The following is a 16,168-nucleotide window of genomic DNA, read 5'->3' on the forward strand; positions in this document are numbered from 1 at the left end:
CGACTATACGTACTTCGGGAGCGCGTCAGCGGCGAGCCTCCAGTAGTCGAAGCCAGACCTCACTGACCGTCGGATACGAGGGCACAGCATGCCAGAGAGTTTCCAACGGTACGGCGCCGACAACCGCGATTGTCGCCGCGTGCACCAGCTCCGATACTTCGGGTCCGGCAAAGGTGGCGCCGAGGATCACGTCGGTGGCCTTGTCGATCACCAACTTCGCGCGTCCCGAGTAGTCGTCGCGCAGCAGCGACGATCCCGCGACGGCGAGTTCGATCTCCACGACTTCGACGTCGTAGCCGTCGGCGCGAGCTGTCTTCTCGGTGCGCCCCACCCAGGCGATCTCGGGTGAGGTGAACACCACCTGGGGCACCTGTCCGTTGTCTGCCGAGGCTGTGTATCGAGGTCCCCGCAGTCCGCGACTCTCGGCCCGCGCGGCGATGACATCTCCGCAGACTCTCGCCTGATACTTGCCCATGTGAGTGAGGGGAGAACGACCGTTGATGTCGCCGACGGCGTACAGCCATTCACCTTGGGCACAGAGGTGATCGTCGGTGGTGACGTACTTGCCGTCCTCGAGGCCGATGACGGACAAGCCGAGCTCGGCAGATGTCGGCCCGCGGCCCGCCGCGACGATGACCTCGTCGACCTCGATCACACCGGAAGAGGTCTCGATGCTGACAGGTCCACCGTGGATGTGGCCCTCACCGGTGTCCGTGGCATCGGGTCGCGACACCGAGTTGACGGCGGTGCTCAGTCGAACGTCCACCCCGCGGGCGCCGAGTGCTTCGGCCACCATCGTTCCGGCAAACGGTTCCGCCGATTTCAACAGCGCATCGCCCCTCACGAGCAGTGTCACGTGAGCGCCGAACGACGACAACCACGTTGCGCACTCCGCAGCGACAACTCCGCCGCCGATGACCGCCACGCGCGACGGAACTTCGTGCAGATTGGTCGCATCGCGAGAAGTCCACGGGAGTGCCTCTCGCAACCCCGGCGTCTTCGGGACAGTGGCAGTAGTGCCGGTCGCGAGTACAACGGCCTGGCGGGCGCGGAGTTTGCGGATCCCGTCGACGGTCACGGCCCGCTCACCGTCGATCACCCCGTGGCCTCTGATCACGGTGATCCCGACCGAGGTGGCCCAGTCGACCTGGGACGAATCGTCGTGGTTGTGGGTGAACGAGTCACGCCGTTTCAGGACGGCCTCGACGTCGAGCGGTCCGGCTGGAATTCCCGGTAATGCCTCGGCCGCCTCGAGGACCTGCCCTGGACGCAACAGCGCCTTGCTCGGCATACAAGCCCAATACGAGCATTCACCACCGACCAGCTCGTGTTCCACGATTGCGGCGGTGCGATTGCTTCCGGCGATGGCGTATGCAGCGGCGTTCTCGCCGGCGGGCCCACCGCCGATCACGATGACATCGAATTCGTCGGTCATGGCTCCACGGTATGCCGGATCGGTCCGAGTTCGCTCGGTTACTGCCGGGTACGAGAGCTCGATGGTGGCTACAGTTGCACCCATGACGCGGCAGAAGATTTTGATCACGGGTGCCAGTTCGGGTCTCGGGGAGGAGATGGCCAGGAGATTTGCCGCAGCAGGTCGCGACCTCGCACTGTGTGCCCGGCGGACCGATCGTCTCGACTCGCTGCGTGAGGAGTTGGTCGCGCAGTACCCCTCGATCAGCGTCGCGGTACGCGAACTCGATGTGACCGAACACGATTCCGTCGTCCGAGTTTTCGGCGAGCTGCGCGACGAGTTGGGTGGCCTGGACCGAGTGATCGTGAACGCCGGACTCGGCAAGGGCGCGAAGATCGGCACCGGCAAAGCGCACGCCAATCTCGCAACAGCCCAGACGAATTTTGTCGGTGCGCTTTCGCAGTGTGAAGCGGCACTCGAGATCTTCCGCGCGCAGGACGCCGGACACCTGGTTCTCGTCTCCTCGATCAGCGCGGATCGAGGGCTACCCGGGCCAAAGGCGGCCTACTCGGCGAGCAAAGCCGGGGTTGCGGCTCTCGGTGAGGCGCTCAGTATCGAGTTGTCGCGCACACCTATTCGGGTCACCACCTTGTTGCCGGGGTTCATCAAGACCGACATGTCGGCCGGCGCGGGCGACGACGCGGCACTCATGGCGAGTTTGGACGAAGGCGTCAGCGCCATGGTCGACGCCATCGAGAAGGAAACCACTCGAGCGGCGCTACCCGGCCTCAAGTGGCAGGGAATAGATGCGGCCCTACGATTCCTGCCCAACTCCGTGACAGCGAGGTTCGTCTGATGAGCATCCACATTTCGAACGGTAAGCCCCGGGTAGTGATCGTCGGTGGCGGCTTCGGTGGGTTGTACGCGGCTAGACGACTCAAGAAGGCCGACGTCGAGGTGGTTCTGATCGACCGGGGAACCAGCCATGTCTTCCAGCCACTGCTTTACCAGTGCGCTACGGGTCTGCTCTCCGAAGGACAGATCGCAAGTCCGCTGCGTCATCTGCTCGAGGACAACAAGAACACGAACGTCGTGCTCGGCGAGGCGAAGTCGGTCGACGCGGACGCCGGGGTACTGACTGCCAGTCGTTTCGACGGTTCCACCTTCGAGCTGCCGTACGACTACCTGATCGTGGCGGCCGGAATGCGGCAGTCGTACCACGGCCAGGACGAGTTCATCAAATGGGCGCCCGGCATGAAAACGCTCGACGACGCTTTGGCCATCAGGCGCAGTCTCATTGCCGCGTTCGAGATGGCGGAATCGCTCCCGACGGCGGAGGAGCGTCGACCGTGGCTGACCTTCGCCGTGGCGGGCGGTGGGCCGACCGGAGTCGAATTGGCCGGACAGATCCGTGAATTGGCAATGCACGCTCTGACCAACGAGTTTCGGTCCATCGACCCGGACGAAGCGCGGGTGCTGCTCTTCCACGGGGACGATCGTGTGTTGCCCTCGTTCAGTCGCAAGCTCTCGGCCGCAGCCAAACGCACTCTCGACGGGATCGGCGTCGAGACGCACCTCGGTGTACATGTCACCGACGTGTGCGAGACCAGCATCGAGACGACGGACAAGAAGACAAAAGAGAAGCGGCAGTACGAGACTCGGACGATTCTGTGGACCGCAGGCGTCGAAGCAGTGCCGTTCGCCGAGGCCCTGGCCACAGCGCTGGGGGTGAAGCAGGTCGGTGGTGGCCGCATCGAAGTGGAAGCCGATCTGACCGTCCCCGGCCACCCCAACGTCTACGTGGTGGGCGATCTCATGTCTCGGGACAAACTTGCCGGTGTCGCCGAGGTGGCGATGCAGGGCGGTCGGCACGCCGGGGCCCGGATCGCGGCAACCGTCGAGAACGGTGTACCCAGCCGAAAACCATTCAAGTACCGCGATCTTGGAACTGCGGCCTACATTTCACGTCGCCATGCGTTGCTCCAGGCAGGGCCGGTCCAGTTGTCCGGGTTCATCGGGTGGGTGTCCTGGGGAATCATCCACATCGCGTTCCTCGCCGGGTTCCGCAACCGCGCCAGCACGGTGCTGAACTGGGGCGCGACCCTGGCGTCGAAAACCCGTCGGGAACGGGCAATCACGTACGGCGACCCCGAAACCGCTCGGCAGCCGTACAACTGAGGGCTACTCGGTCTTGAACACGGGGTTCCCGGCGGCGTCGATCATCCACCACAGGCTGCCGACGCTCTGCCCGAGCATGTCGCCGGGAACCTTGTCGTCGAGGTACCGATAAACGGGCTTGCCGTTGACGGTGATCTGGAAGGATCCCTCCGGCCCGTCGACGGTGCTGATGACAGCGTCGATTCCTTCGACGATGGGTGAGTCGGTGACCGAGGTGACCGCAGGCCAGTATCGAAGGCACGCTTCGTCACACGAACCGGCTTGTGAGTTCTCCTCGTCCGGGTTGTAGACGTAGACGGTCATGCCTTCGCCGTCGACGGCGATCGTCCCGAGCGGGGAGTCGGCGGTCTTCAGCAGGGGCGCATCAGCGGCAGCGGGTGGCGACAGCGACGTCGAAATGGCAGTGACGTTGTCTGCGCTGTCCCCGGAATCGAGGGCGTCGGGCGAGCAACCGGTGAGGACGAGGGCGGTACTCGCAACCGTCGCGAACAACCACTGTCTGCGCATGACGTCTCCGTTCTGGGCGGGAGTGCTCGGGGCAAGCAGTCGGGGATACCCGGTGAAGGCGAGCTGAAAACGCTGGTCGATTGTTGCCTCGACAATAGCTCTGTTACAGAGCTATTGTGAGGTGTGGATGAATTCGGAGCAGATCTTGCGGACGACGTCCTGGAAACGCTCGGTCAATTGCGCCGGGGCACCAGGAAGGCGTCGGGGCGGCCGTTTGCAGAACGACCGCTCGGAGGAGCCCAGATCGAACTCGTCAGGCTGCTACGACGCAACCCGGGTCTGTCCGTGGCCGAGGCCGCCGGGCGATTGGGTGTTGCGGCAAACACGGTGTCCACCTTGGTTCGACAGCTGGTCGACGAAGGAGTGATCGAACGCGTTGCCGACGAGTCCGATCGACGCGTCGCGCGATTGGTGCTCTCGGACGAGGCGCGCGCCCGCGTCGAAGTGTGGCGCGATCGCCGGAGCGTGATCGTCGGCCAGGCATTGTCGAGTCTGACCGAGGAAGACAGGGCGAGTATCGAGGCTGCGCTTCCGGCCCTGTCGCGATTGGCGAGCGCTCTGGCAGCAGCCGGATCAGAAGGCGAGGGGCAGTGAGATGCTGACACAGTGGTGGAAGAGCCGAGCGGCAGGTTCACCTGACCCCGGCGCACACGCGGTCGAGATCGACTCGGTGACATACAAGTTCGGTGATCACCGTGCGGTGGACAACCTGAGTCTGGTTGTCAACGCGGGGGAGTGCTTCGGCCTGCTCGGTCCCAACGGTGCAGGAAAGACGACGACGATCAGATTGCTCAACACGTTACTTCCTCTGCAAGACGGTGACATTCGAATTCTCGGTCGCTCCGTTCGTACCGAAGCGATGGCGATTCGGCGCTACCTCGGGTACGTGCCACAACAGCTCTCGATCGAAAGCGCATTGACCGCACGCGAGAACATGACCTGGTTCGCGCGCCTGTACGACGTTCCGCGGTCCGAACGACGCGAGCGCGTCGATCAAGCGCTCGAGATGGTGGATCTGCTCGATGCAGGTGATCGTCTCGCGTCGAGTTTCTCCGGCGGTATGGTGCGAAGGCTCGAACTTGCGCAGGCACTGGTGAACCGACCGTCGCTGCTGGTACTCGACGAACCGACGGTGGGGCTGGATCCCATTGCCCGCGAATCCGTCTGGCAGCGCGTGACGGAGATGCAGAAGCAGTACGGCATGACTGTCCTGCTCACCACGCACTACATGGAAGAAGCCGAGGAGCTCTGTGATCGTGTTGCGTTGATGCATCACGGTGAACTTCGTGCAGTGGGCGAGCCGAGCGCGTTGGCCGCCGAACTGGGGCCGGAGTCCACTCTCGAAGACGTGTTCCGTCATTACACCGGCGACGACCTCACCGGCGACAAGTCAGGAGGTCTCCGCGATGTCCGCACTGCCCGTCGCACAGCGCGCCGCTTGGGCTGATCCCACTACCAACGGCTTTGCCCGATTGCTCTCGAGAATTTACACATTCTGCCTCGTGGAAGTTCAGAAGTTGCGGCACGACCGATCTGAATTGGTCACGCGCGCAATCCAGCCGATCCTCTGGTTGGTGATCTTCGGTCAGACGTTCAGTCATATCCGAGCGATCCCGACTGGCGACGTACCGTATCTCGACTTTCTCGCGCCGGGCATCATTGCGCAGTCCGCTCTTTTTGTTGCAATCTTCTACGGAATCCAGATCATCTGGGAGCGTGACGCAGGAGTCCTCACCAAGTTGATGGTCACACCGACGCCGCGCGCTGCATTGGTGACCGGTAAGGCATTCGCCGCCGGGATCCGCGCGGTAGCCCAGGCCGTGGTCGTAGTCGTCGTGGCGGCACTGTTGGGCGTGAGCATGACGTGGAATCCGATCAAGCTGCTCGGCGTCGTGGCCGTCGTTGTCCTCGGCTCCGCGTTCTTCGCCTGTCTGTCGGTTGCGATCGCGGGGATCGTGCTCAAACGAGATCGATTGATGGGCATCGGGCAGGCAATCACCATGCCACTGTTCTTTGCGTCGAATGCGCTGTACCCGGTCGAACTCATGCCGACGTGGGTTCAGTGGCTCAGCCGCATCAACCCGCTGAGCTACGAGGTGTCGGCACTGCGCGGTCTGCTGATCGGAATGCCGACCAACTACCTCGTCGACTTCGGCGTGCTGATCGGGGCGGCGCTGCTCGGAATCGTCACCGCCTCGGCACTATTGGGCCGGTTGACTCGCTGATAGTCACACTGGATCAGTCACGAGTGAACGGTGGGGTGTACGTGCTGCAATCCGGAGGTACAGCCGGGAGTCCTTCGGACGAGCGAAGTTTCTCCGCAATCGACGAGAGCAAATCCTGCGATTCAGGGGAGAGATCGACCGCTTTTATGGCCAGAGAACGCAATTCGCTGTCGTGGAACTCTTCGACAACCGAACGGTCTTCTTCCGGAATCAGTTCGGGATCCTGCCGAGGCGTCGGACCGAAGAAGTACTCTGCTGCTACGCCGAAGTAATCGGCCAATGCCAAAACGACTTGCTCCGACGGATTGGTGCGCACACCGCTCCGGAGCTGAGAGAGGTACGGTGTCGAAATCTTGCATCCGCGTTGTGAAAGGGCTTCCACAACTTGTGCGTTGGTGAGTCTCGGTGCTGTGGCCGGATACAAGGCGTTCAAGCGGTCCTTGAATGAATCGGTCACAATTCCTCCCTCGAGCGTGACCCAGCGTCACAGCTACTTCGCAGTTTTCACATAGTAGACGACACGGTTATTCTGGACTCCGGTCGAAAGTCCTTTCACCTGCGGATATTTGGCGCCGAGAGATTCCAAAGACTTTGTAAAGTATGTGATTTACGCCGCGTACTGACCGTTCGTTTTGCCAAGGTGTGCAGCGGTAGCGTATAAGCCAAACGGCGGTGGTTACGCCATTGTGCTGCAGGTTCTTTCAGCCGGTCCTATCCATTTCGAGTCGATGCATTCCTGCTTGGTCTGTAACGTGCAGGAGCTGCTGGGGGGCACACGGCGTCACTCTCTGCGGCGGTTGGCGCGCCGCGTGTTCGGAACTCCGTCCCGGTGCTCTGCTCGACTCTCGCGCGTAGTGGCGAAGCGTATTTTTCGCGGTCGAGAGTGAGCGGTCGGGTGCGTCCACCTGTCGAAAGTGACGCGCGTCGAAAGCGGCCGATTGGTATGTCACCGATGTTGGAACACAGTGCTTCTCGTCGTTCGCCACTATCTCGTGCGGTGATATCGGCGCCGCTCGGACGTGTTGCTGCGGCACACCGGGCTCGAGGCGCAGCATCCCCTCCGGACACGTCGAGCGTCGCCTCTGCGTCTTTCTGATCGGAATTGCCTGCTGCACCAGCAGTAGTCGACGTCCGTCGCAGTCGGGTACACGTCAGAGCCATTCGGAGGACTACACGCCTTGCCCACGGAGAGCGACAGTCCGGGCGGCAATTCTGTCGCACAGATCCAGCCGGTGGTGCCGTGCCGCGATGCTCAGCCTGCAGCATGTGGGCCTCGGCCTCGGAAACGCTTTATGGCACGGGGCTTGATGACCGGCGCATACTGGTTACAACGCGGTGTTCGAAGGGCAGGACTGACATGGTCAGTGTCGAGAAGTGGGCGATGTGGGATTCCGCCGTGGAGGTGGATGTCACCGAGGGCGCTGCGCTGCCCACTGCGCACGCGTTGATCGCATCTGCCATCGACGAAACCGAGGCGGTGTGCGACCTTCGCCGGGGCGACGCCGAGATTCACGCCGTCAACCTCGCTCAGGGAACTCCGGTCAAAGTGACTCGGCGCATGTCTGCTCTCTTGCGATCGGCGCTGTGGGCGGCCCGTATGACCGGTGGGGCGGTCAATCCGCTTGCCGACAACTTCTCCGAGGACGAATCCATTCCTCCGGTGCACCCGACCCCGACATTCGAGGACGTACAGCTCGACGGAGACGTGGTGTACGCACCGTGGGGTGCGTCGTTCGACATCACCGGAGTTGCCAAGGCGGACACCGTCGATCGCGCCGCGCAGATCGTCGCCGCCGAATTACAATGTGGCGTTGCCGTGCGGATCGGTGACGTGATCGCCACGGCCGGCCACGCACCGGCCGGTGGCTGGCAGATTCCGGTGCCGGGCAGCGAGGAAGTCGAACTGGTCAACGGAACTGCGATGGCGACGGCGCGGGCGGGAGAGCTGCCCTCCTGGGAGCCGAACCAGGAGCGGCCCTCCACGGAGTGGGCACAGGTCTCGGTGATTGCTGACGACGCGGTGTGGGCGTACGCCGCGAGCGAAGCAGCATTGATCCGGGGGATCAGTGCGATCAAATGGGTTGAACAGCAAGAGCTTCGCGCTCGGCTCGTCGACCGATCCGGACGCGTGTACACAACGGAAAGCTGGTTCGGCCCGGCAGCCGCGTGAAGTCAGGTTCGCCGCGTGACGTCAGGCCCGTCCGCGCTCTGTGCGGTACCAGTGCACCAGTGCGTCGGTTGACGTGTCGCCGAGGTCGCCGGGTGCCTCTTCGGAAGAGAGCGCAGGCCCCAGTTCCAGGGCCTGTGTCTTGCCGAGTTCGACGCCCCACTGATCGAACGGATTGACACCCCACACAGCACCTTCGACGAAGACCTGATGCTCGTAGAGAGCGATCAGCTGACCGACGACCGATGGGGTCAGCTCCTTCGCCAAGATGGTGCTCGAAGGCCGGTTGCCTGGCATGACCTTGTGCGGAACCAACTCCGGTGCCGTGCCCTCTGCCGCGATCTCTTCTGCCGTTTTGCCGAACGCGAGAACCTTTGTCTGAGCGAAGAAGTTACTCATGAGCAGATCGTGCATGGATCCGGTGCCATCCGCCGTCGGCAGGTCGTCGGTGGATTCCGCGAAGCCGATGAAATCGGCGGGCACGAGCCACGTGCCCTGATGCAGGAGCTGATAGAACGCGTGCTGGCCGTTGGTTCCCGGCTCGCCCCAGAAGATTTCACCGGTGGACGTGGTCACCGGTGAACCGTCGGCGCGCACCGACTTGCCGTTGGACTCCATGGTCAGCTGCTGCAGGTAGGCGGGAAAGCGCAACAAGTCGTTGGAGTAGGGCAGCACCGCGCGCGACTGAGCACCGAAGAAGTTCGAGTACCAGAGCCCGATGAGGCCGAGGAGGACCGGCGCGTTCTGCTCGAGCGGTTGGTTTCGGAAGTGCGTGTCGATCTGGTGGAATCCGTCGAGGAACTCCGCAAAACGAACGGGTCCGACGGCGCACATGACCGACAAGCCGATCGCCGAGTCGACGGAGTAGCGCCCGCCGACCCAATCCCAGAACCCGAACATGTTCGCGGTGTCGATGCCGAACTCCGCCACGCGGTCGCCGTGGGTGGAGACTGCGACGAAGTGCTTGGCTACGGCCGAGACGTCCTCGCTGCCCAGACCGGCGAACAGCCAACGCTTTGCCGCCGTCGCGTTGGTGAGCGTCTCGAGGGTGGAGAATGTCTTGGATGCGACGATGAAGAGCGTCGTCTCCGGATCGAGGTCGTCGAGCTGCCCGACCAGGTCGACCGGGTCGATGTTGGAGACGAACCGGACGCTGATTCCGGCATCGGCGTAGTGCCGCAGTGCACGGTAGACCATCACCGGCCCGAGGTCGGAACCGCCGATGCCGATGTTGACGACGGTGCGGATGCGCTTGCCGGTAGCTCCGGTCCACTCGCCACTGCGCACACGATCAGCGAAAGCGCCCATCGCGTCCAGAACTTCGTGAACGTCCGTCACGACGTCTTGACCGTCGACGGTCAGAGCAGAACCCTTGGGCAGACGCAGCGCAGTGTGCAGTACGGCGCGGTCTTCCGAAGTGTTGATGTGATCGCCCGCGAACATCGCGTCGCGTCGTGCCTCGACGCCGGCCTCGCGGGCCAGGTCGACGAGCAGCGTGAGAGTCTCGCGGCTGACGCGATGTTTGCTGTAGTCGATGTGAAGATCACCGGCGTCGATCGTCAACTCTCGCCCGCGGGCGGGATCGTCCTGGAAGAGTTCTCGCAGGTGAACGCCTTCGATGTCGGCGTAATGAGCGCGCAGTTTCTGCCAGGCTGAGGTTCCGGTGATATCAGTGCTCACGATCATCGACTTTAGTGGCACTGGCTGGAAACTTCCTCGCGAGTCTTACTCGCCAGCAGACGTACGCGCCGGCGGCGAGCATCATGGAACCCATGGACACATTCGAATTCATTCGATCAGTTCCCACCCAGTTGTTCGTCGGCGGCCGGTTCGTGCCCGCGGAGAACAACGCGACATTTTCGGTATCGGATCCGGCGACCGGGAAATCGTTGACCGACGTCGCCGATGCGAGCCCGGCGGATGCGTTGCGCGCGCTGGACGAAGCCGTGGCGGTTTCGTCGACGTGGGCGAGCACTCCTGCACGTGAGCGCGGAGAAATCCTGCGAGCCGTCTACGAGAAGATCACCGAGCGCGCCGAGGACGTGGCGCTGCTGATGACTCTCGAGATGGGCAAGGCACTCGCCGAGAGCCGTGCCGAGGTCAAGTACGGCGCCGAGTTCTTCCGGTGGTTCAGCGAGGAGGCCGTTCGTATCGGCGGACGCTACACGCCGGCACCGGCGGGCAACGGCCGGATCCTCGTCACGAAGGCACCGGTCGGACCATGTCTGGCCATCACACCGTGGAACTTCCCGTTGGCGATGGGTACCCGCAAGATCGGACCGGCCTTGGCTGCCGGCTGCACGATCATCGTCAAGCCCGCCTCGGAGACCCCGTTGACGATGCTGCTGCTCGCTCAGCTCATGGCCGAAGCAGGGCTGCCCGACGGAGTCCTCTCGGTGTTGCCGACATCGAAATCCGGTGAAGTGACCGGCCCACTCATCGACGACCCTCGACTGCGCAAGCTCACCTTCACCGGGTCCACCGGTGTCGGCAAGATGCTGGTGGAGAAGTCCGCGAAGCGGTTGCTGCGAACGTCGATGGAATTGGGTGGCAACGCACCCTTCGTCGTGTTCGACGACGCCGACGTCGACAAGGCAGTCGAGGGTGCGGTACTCGCCAAGCTTCGCAACGGTGGCGAAGCATGCACCGCCGCCAACCGGTTCCATGTCGCCAACGCCGTGCGTGAAGAGTTCACGACCAAGCTGACCGAGAAGATGGCGACTTTCACCATGGGACCCGGTACCGACCCGGAGACGAAGCTCGGCCCGCTGATCAATCAGAACCAACTCGACACGGTCGCAGAGTTGGTTGCAGATGCGGTGGATGCCGGGGCGAAGGTGCGGCTCGGCGGCGAAGCGCCAGGTGGTGAGGGGTACTTCTATCCGGCCACGGTGTTGGCCGACGTTCCGGCGAGCGCACGGATCCTGAAAGAAGAGGTCTTCGGGCCCGTCGCCGCGATCACCGGCTTCGACACCGAAGCCGAAGGCATCGCAGCCGCCAACGACACGGAGTTCGGCCTGGCCGCATACATCTTCACGAGGGATCTCGACCGTGCGCTTCGAGTTTCCGACGCACTGGAATCAGGAATGATCGGCGTCAACCGCGGAGTGATCTCGGACGCGGCAGCGCCGTTCGGTGGTGTGAAGGAATCCGGATTCGGCCGTGAGGGCGGGACCGAGGGGATCGAGGAATACCTGAATACGAAGTACATCGCGCTCGAGAGCTGATACATACGCGAACGGCCACATCGGGACTGCCAGAGGCATCCGATGTGGCCGTTCTCGAGTGAACAGGGCGTGCGCTAGTGGCCCAGGCGTCCGCGGCCCAGGCGCAGGAGCAGCATCGCGAGAGTGTGGCCTTCCTGGCCCAGCTCGTTGAACCGTTCGAGGACCTTCATCTCTCGGCTGTGCACCAGACGCGGACCACCCGATGCCATCCGGGTACGGCCGATGATCTGGGAGACCTCGGAGCGGCGTTTGATGGCCGCGAGGATCTCGGCGTCGAGCCGGTCGATTTCTTTCCGGAGTTCGTCGATCTCGGCCTCACTCTGGGGGACCTCGACGTCGGTCGGAACAGTTTTCACAGTATCGACAGTATTTACAGTATTTCCATTGGGGGCTGCAGCCTGGGTGCTCATTGCTATTCGTCTCCTCTTCCTACTGCGTGGATCGTGGTCTCGGCTCGGGTCGTTACCGATCCAGGCACACTGACGAAAATGCCCCGGATCCGATTCGGACCAGGGGCGGGTGAGCTGTTCAGATCACGTGCACCGAGGTCCGGGGCACGTAAAGTAACGCCACAGCGGGCCGACGGGGTCGGCCGTGTTGTCGCGAACGGAAATGCTGAACATAGCGTCCAGTTTGCCATGCTCGACACAGGTAATCCAAGTGCCTCTACCAGCAGGTGGACGCACTGACGACCGTGTCGGTGGACGCCGGTAGCGTGGACAGGCGATGAACACGTACCCAGCACTCGGTGAGCACGACGGACATTCCCAGCACGACGGGGGCGGCGCGCGGGGACACGACGCGGGTTCGGACGCCCTCCTCGACGGTCTCAACCCGCAACAGCGCGAGGCCGTGGTCCATGCCGGTTCGCCGTTGCTGATCGTCGCGGGCGCCGGCTCGGGCAAGACGGCAGTGCTGACGCGTCGCATCGCCTATCTGCTGGCCGAACGGGGTGTCACCCCCGGTCAGATCCTGGCCATCACGTTCACCAACAAGGCTGCGGCCGAGATGCGCGAGCGTGTGGCAGCTCTTGTCGGACCGCGTGCCAACGCTATGTGGGTATCGACGTTCCACTCGAGTTGCGTGCGCATCCTGCGAGCGCAGGCGGCGCTCCTGCCCGGTTTGAACTCGAATTTCTCGATCTACGATTCCGACGATTCGCGTCGACTGCTGACGATGATCTCGAAGGACCTCGAGCTCGACACCAAACGATTCTCCGCGCGGCTACTCGCCACTCACATCTCCAACCTGAAGAACGAACTCGTCGGACCGGAAGAGGCGGTTGTCGCAGCCGATCAGGATTCGGCCGAACTGCCGCGACTGATCGCCAAGGTCTACGGCCACTACCAAGAGCGGCTGCGTGCTGCGAACGCACTCGACTTCGACGATCTCATCGGTGAGACCGTTGCGCTTTTGCAGGCGTTTCCCCAGATCGCCGAGTATTACCGCCGCCGCTTCCGTCACGTGCTCGTCGACGAGTACCAGGACACCAACCATGCGCAGTACATGCTTGTGCGTGAACTGGTCGGCGGAGCCGGAGAGTCCGACCATGCCGTTGCCCCGGCCGAATTGTGCGTCGTCGGTGACGCCGATCAGTCGATCTACGCATTCCGCGGAGCCACGATCCGCAACATCGAAGAGTTCGAACGCGACTACCCGGACGCTCGGACCATCCTCCTCGAACAGAACTACCGTTCGACGCAGAACATTCTGTCTGCGGCCAACTCCGTGATCTCCAAGAACACCGGTCGACGAGAAAAGCGTCTGTGGACCGATTCGGGTGAAGGCGAACTGATCGTCGGTTACGTTGCAGACAACGAGCACGACGAAGCATCGTTCGTCGCCTCGGAGATCGATCGGCTGGTGGACCAGGGCGAGACCAAGTTCGCCGACATCGCGGTGTTCTACCGGACCAACAACTCCTCACGTGCGCTCGAGGAGATCTTCATCCGACTCGGCGTGCCGTACAAGGTGGTCGGCGGCGTTCGCTTCTACGAGCGCAAGGAAGTTCGGGACATCGTCGCGTACCTGCGCGTCCTCGCCAACGAAGACGACACCGTGAGCCTGCGACGCATCCTCAACACGCCGCGACGGGGTATCGGTGATCGAGCCGAAGCCTGCGTCGCCGTGCACTCCGAACATCGCAACATCAGCTTCGCCGCCGCTCTCCGTGACGGCGCGGAAGGCAAAGTGGCGCTGCTCAATACGCGGTCACAGAAGGCCATCGCGTCGTTCCTCGAGATGATGGACGGGCTGCGGGCCCTGCTGCCGACAGCGGCCGCCGACGAGGACGAACCCTTCGAGCTCGGTGACATCGGTGAGGTTGCCGAGGCGGTGCTCGAGCGAACCGGCTACCGCGCCGAGCTTGCGGCGAGCAGCGATCCGCAGGACGGCGCGCGACTCGACAACCTGAACGAGCTCGTCAGTGTGGCAAGGGAATTCAGTTCCGACGCACGAAACGCGGCCGGACTGATCGATCCAGACGACGAGGAAACGGCAGCAATGCGTGAGGGCGAACCCGATCCGGGTTCGCTTGCCGCCTTCCTCGAACGGGTGTCACTTGTCGCCGACGCCGATCAGCTGCCGGACTCCGACGACGGCGTCGTGACCATGATGACGCTTCATACCGCCAAGGGCCTCGAGTTCCCGGTCGTCTTCGTCACCGGTTGGGAGGACGGGCAGTTCCCGCACATGCGCGCCCTCGGGGATCCGGCAGAGCTGTCCGAAGAGCGTCGTCTCGCCTACGTCGGCATCACCCGTGCCAGGCAGCGCCTGTACCTGACGCGCGCGATCATGCGTTCGGCTTGGGGGCAACCGATCCAGAACCCGGCGTCACGATTCATCCAGGAGATCCCGGAGGACCTGATCAACTGGCGCCGTGAGGATCCGGGCACCGGTGGCGGATTCGGAAGCGGCAGGCCCGGTTACGGCAGCGGAAGCCGCTACGGCAGCCAGGGCGGCCAGGGATACGGTGGCGGGCAGAACTACGGGGGAGGGTCCGGCAAGGCCGCGTCGACTCCCAGTTTCGGTGCCGCGCGTGGCCGCAACAACGTTCTGGTCCTCGCCACGGGTGACCGCGTCAGCCACGACAAGTACGGTCTGGGCACCGTGTTGGAAACGAAGGGCACCGGACCCACCGCGACGGTCACCATCGACTTCGGTAGTGCGGGCAAGGTGCGGTTGATGCTCATCGGCGGTGTGCCGATGGTCAAGCTGTAAAAGACAGGCAAAAAACTTCCGGCCCGTACCTGGAAAGGTGCGGGCCGGAAGTTTTTGCTCTGAAGCGTTGGGCGTGCGATCAGTCCTGCTCGACGCCGAGGCTGATGCCGCGTGAGGCAAGCCAAGGGAGGGGATCGATTTTGTTCTCGCCGGCGAGGTGAACCTCGAAGTGAAGGTGCGGGCCGGTGGAGAAGCCGCGGTTGCCGACAGTGGCGATCTGGTCGCCGGCCATGACCTGCTGACCGACGGTGACGGTGGACGTGTCGATGTGGCCGTAGACGGTGATCGTTCCGTCTGCGTGCTGCAGGCGGACCCACATGCCGAATCCGGAAGCCGGACCTGAATCGATGACCTTGCCGTCGGCGACTGCGACGATGGGCGTCCCGATCGGGGCGGCGATGTCGACGCCGGCGTGCAGGGTGCCCCAGCGGGTGCCGAAGTTGGACGTGAACGTGCCGACTGCCGGCAGGACGAACAGCGGGCGTCGGGCAGCGGCTTCGCGTGCTGCGCGCTCGTCACTGAAACGCTGGCCCTTGGCAAGCAGGTTGCTGAACTGGGAGAGGTCGGTCGGTGCTGCGACGTTGAGGACCTGGGGAGCGTCGGCTTCGGTGGTGGCTGCCGTGGAGGTGGCCGGAGCGAACTGAGCGGCCTGCGGTTCTGCGGTGGTGCCGATCGCGGAGGACTCGTTGGCGAGTGCAACTTCCGAGTGGTCGGCGGCGGAAGAGGAACCGTCGTTGACAACTGCCTGGCCCGCAGCGACAACTGCGCCGGCTGCAACTGCCAGAACGGCGGCACGGCCCTTGAGAGCAGAGGGAGGGGTGGGGAGTCGGTGAGCACCGCTGCGGCGAACCGGAGATTCGACATCGACTGTCGGTGCGGAGGAGGCGTAAGTGGGGGTGCTGATCACGTCGGACTCGACGAACTCGTGAGAGTCGGAATCGGACGACGTGGAGGATGAATTTCGAGTGAACATATCGGTAGAGATCTCAGAACTTTTGGTCTCGGTGTAACGCCTGGCCGAGTGCGTTGGATAAGTGGTCGTGACCTCGTCTGGAGCTGAGTTCGAGAACTTACTAGCGGTGAACTGGCTGCGGTTATGCATATGCCGGTTCTCTCCTCGAGTTCGTGATCAGCCCGTGACTTAGACCGACTGACGGTAACGAAATGATTGCGATGGGCGCAAGCCGTAGCGGAAACCTGTCCGATTATGTGACGTGCCTCACAGCTTGAC

14 protein-coding genes are annotated in these 16,168 nt (G+C 63.2%); 8 read left to right on the forward strand and 6 right to left on the reverse strand.

Translation table 11 applies throughout. The features are described 5' to 3' along the window. Nucleotides 1-25: 25 nt before the first annotated feature. Nucleotides 26-1,435: an NAD(P)/FAD-dependent oxidoreductase gene (locus G8767_RS04475; protein WP_166809500.1), complete on the reverse strand. Its 1,410-nt coding sequence runs from the start codon at nt 1,433-1,435 to the stop codon at nt 26-28. A gap of 82 nt (nt 1,436-1,517) precedes the next feature. Between G8767_RS04475 and G8767_RS04480 the strand changes: the two genes are divergently transcribed. Together G8767_RS04480 and G8767_RS04485 are read left to right on the forward strand one after the other, a co-directional pair. Further along, complete coding sequence (locus G8767_RS04480; protein WP_095971093.1) at nt 1,518-2,270, forward strand: SDR family oxidoreductase; 753 nt, start codon at nt 1,518-1,520, stop codon at nt 2,268-2,270. Continuing rightward, nucleotides 2,270-3,592 carry an NAD(P)/FAD-dependent oxidoreductase gene (locus G8767_RS04485; RefSeq protein ID WP_166809443.1) on the forward strand — a complete coding sequence of 441 codons (1,323 nt, stop codon included), beginning with the start codon at nt 2,270-2,272 and terminating at the stop codon, nt 3,590-3,592. The genes G8767_RS04480 and G8767_RS04485 overlap by 1 nt, the downstream gene beginning before the upstream one ends. Nucleotides 3,593-3,595: 3 nt before the next feature. Here the strand turns inward: G8767_RS04485 and G8767_RS04490 are convergent, their stop codons facing one another. Then, the gene (locus G8767_RS04490; RefSeq protein ID WP_095971091.1) at nt 3,596-4,099 is read right to left on the reverse strand and encodes a hypothetical protein; all 504 of its coding nucleotides are present in this window, start codon (nt 4,097-4,099) and stop codon (nt 3,596-3,598) included. A gap of 123 nt (nt 4,100-4,222) precedes the next feature. Between G8767_RS04490 and G8767_RS04495 the strand changes: the two genes are divergently transcribed. From G8767_RS04495 to G8767_RS04505, 3 genes are read left to right on the forward strand one after another with little or no spacing between them, the layout of a single operon-like run. Next, a complete protein-coding gene (locus G8767_RS04495) occupies nt 4,223-4,693 on the forward strand; it encodes a MarR family transcriptional regulator (RefSeq protein WP_124567468.1) in 471 nt (156 codons plus the stop codon). Between the two features lies 1 nt (nt 4,694). Further along, nucleotides 4,695-5,546, forward strand: coding sequence for an ATP-binding cassette domain-containing protein (locus tag G8767_RS04500; protein WP_166809444.1), 852 nt, complete (start codon nt 4,695-4,697; stop codon nt 5,544-5,546). Beyond that, nucleotides 5,506-6,324: an ABC transporter permease gene (locus tag G8767_RS04505; RefSeq protein WP_095971088.1), complete on the forward strand. Its 819-nt coding sequence runs from the start codon at nt 5,506-5,508 to the stop codon at nt 6,322-6,324. Before G8767_RS04500 ends, G8767_RS04505 begins: the two co-directional genes overlap by 41 nt. Before the next feature lie 13 nt (nt 6,325-6,337). Here the strand turns inward: G8767_RS04505 and G8767_RS04510 are convergent, their stop codons facing one another. Beyond that, on the reverse strand, nt 6,338-6,781 hold the full coding sequence (locus tag G8767_RS04510; RefSeq protein ID WP_003946341.1) for a helix-turn-helix transcriptional regulator: 444 nt from the start codon (nt 6,779-6,781) through the stop codon (nt 6,338-6,340). A gap of 900 nt (nt 6,782-7,681) precedes the next feature. Between G8767_RS04510 and G8767_RS04515 the strand changes: the two genes are divergently transcribed. Then, complete coding sequence (locus G8767_RS04515; protein WP_095971087.1) at nt 7,682-8,494, forward strand: FAD:protein FMN transferase; 813 nt, start codon at nt 7,682-7,684, stop codon at nt 8,492-8,494. A gap of 21 nt (nt 8,495-8,515) precedes the next feature. Here G8767_RS04515 and pgi read toward each other — a convergent pair whose 3' ends face one another. After that, entirely contained in the window at nt 8,516-10,171 is a 1,656-nt protein-coding gene (gene pgi / locus G8767_RS04520) for a glucose-6-phosphate isomerase (protein WP_166809445.1), read from the reverse strand. Between the two features lie 92 nt (nt 10,172-10,263). On the opposite strand from pgi, the gene G8767_RS04525 reads away from it, so the two are divergent. Further along, nucleotides 10,264-11,718: an NAD-dependent succinate-semialdehyde dehydrogenase gene (locus G8767_RS04525; RefSeq protein WP_200316283.1), complete on the forward strand. Its 1,455-nt coding sequence runs from the start codon at nt 10,264-10,266 to the stop codon at nt 11,716-11,718. A 74-nt stretch (nt 11,719-11,792) separates the two neighbouring features. Here the strand turns inward: G8767_RS04525 and G8767_RS04530 are convergent, their stop codons facing one another. Next, on the reverse strand, nt 11,793-12,128 hold the full coding sequence (locus tag G8767_RS04530; RefSeq protein WP_206028826.1) for a chorismate mutase: 336 nt from the start codon (nt 12,126-12,128) through the stop codon (nt 11,793-11,795). 316 nt (nt 12,129-12,444) lie between these two features. Here G8767_RS04530 and pcrA point away from each other — a divergent pair, with 316 nt between their 5' ends. Continuing rightward, the gene (gene pcrA / locus G8767_RS04535) at nt 12,445-14,937 is read left to right on the forward strand and encodes a DNA helicase PcrA (RefSeq protein WP_166809446.1); all 2,493 of its coding nucleotides are present in this window, start codon (nt 12,445-12,447) and stop codon (nt 14,935-14,937) included. A 79-nt stretch (nt 14,938-15,016) separates the two neighbouring features. Here the strand turns inward: pcrA and G8767_RS04540 are convergent, their stop codons facing one another. Continuing rightward, a complete protein-coding gene (locus G8767_RS04540) occupies nt 15,017-16,039 on the reverse strand; it encodes a M23 family metallopeptidase (protein ID WP_166809447.1) in 1,023 nt (340 codons plus the stop codon). Nucleotides 16,040-16,168 lie beyond the last annotated feature (129 nt).

It is taken from the genome of Rhodococcus sp. IC4_135 (genome assembly GCF_011602025.1).
Classification (GTDB): Bacteria; Actinomycetota; Actinomycetes; order Mycobacteriales; family Mycobacteriaceae; genus Rhodococcus_F; species Rhodococcus_F baikonurensis.

Excerpts from the sequence above, each read along its gene's own strand:
- G8767_RS04475 (WP_166809500.1), bottom strand. The coding sequence starts at position 1,435 with ATGACCGACGAATTCGATGTCATCGTGATCGGCGGTGGGCCCGCCGGC.
- G8767_RS04480 (WP_095971093.1), top strand. The coding sequence starts at position 1,518 with ATGACGCGGCAGAAGATTTTGATCACGGGTGCCAGTTCGGGTCTCGGG.
- G8767_RS04485 (WP_166809443.1), top strand. The coding sequence starts at position 2,270 with ATGAGCATCCACATTTCGAACGGTAAGCCCCGGGTAGTGATCGTCGGT.
- G8767_RS04490 (WP_095971091.1), bottom strand. The coding sequence starts at position 4,099 with ATGCGCAGACAGTGGTTGTTCGCGACGGTTGCGAGTACCGCCCTCGTC.
- G8767_RS04500 (WP_166809444.1), top strand. The coding sequence starts at position 4,695 with ATGCTGACACAGTGGTGGAAGAGCCGAGCGGCAGGTTCACCTGACCCC.
- G8767_RS04505 (WP_095971088.1), top strand. The coding sequence starts at position 5,506 with ATGTCCGCACTGCCCGTCGCACAGCGCGCCGCTTGGGCTGATCCCACT.
- G8767_RS04515 (WP_095971087.1), top strand. The coding sequence starts at position 7,682 with ATGGTCAGTGTCGAGAAGTGGGCGATGTGGGATTCCGCCGTGGAGGTG.
- G8767_RS04525 (WP_200316283.1), top strand. The coding sequence starts at position 10,264 with ATGGACACATTCGAATTCATTCGATCAGTTCCCACCCAGTTGTTCGTC.
- G8767_RS04530 (WP_206028826.1), bottom strand. The coding sequence starts at position 12,128 with ATGAGCACCCAGGCTGCAGCCCCCAATGGAAATACTGTAAATACTGTC.
- pcrA (WP_166809446.1), top strand. The coding sequence starts at position 12,445 with ATGAACACGTACCCAGCACTCGGTGAGCACGACGGACATTCCCAGCAC.
- G8767_RS04540 (WP_166809447.1), bottom strand. The coding sequence starts at position 16,039 with ATGCATAACCGCAGCCAGTTCACCGCTAGTAAGTTCTCGAACTCAGCT.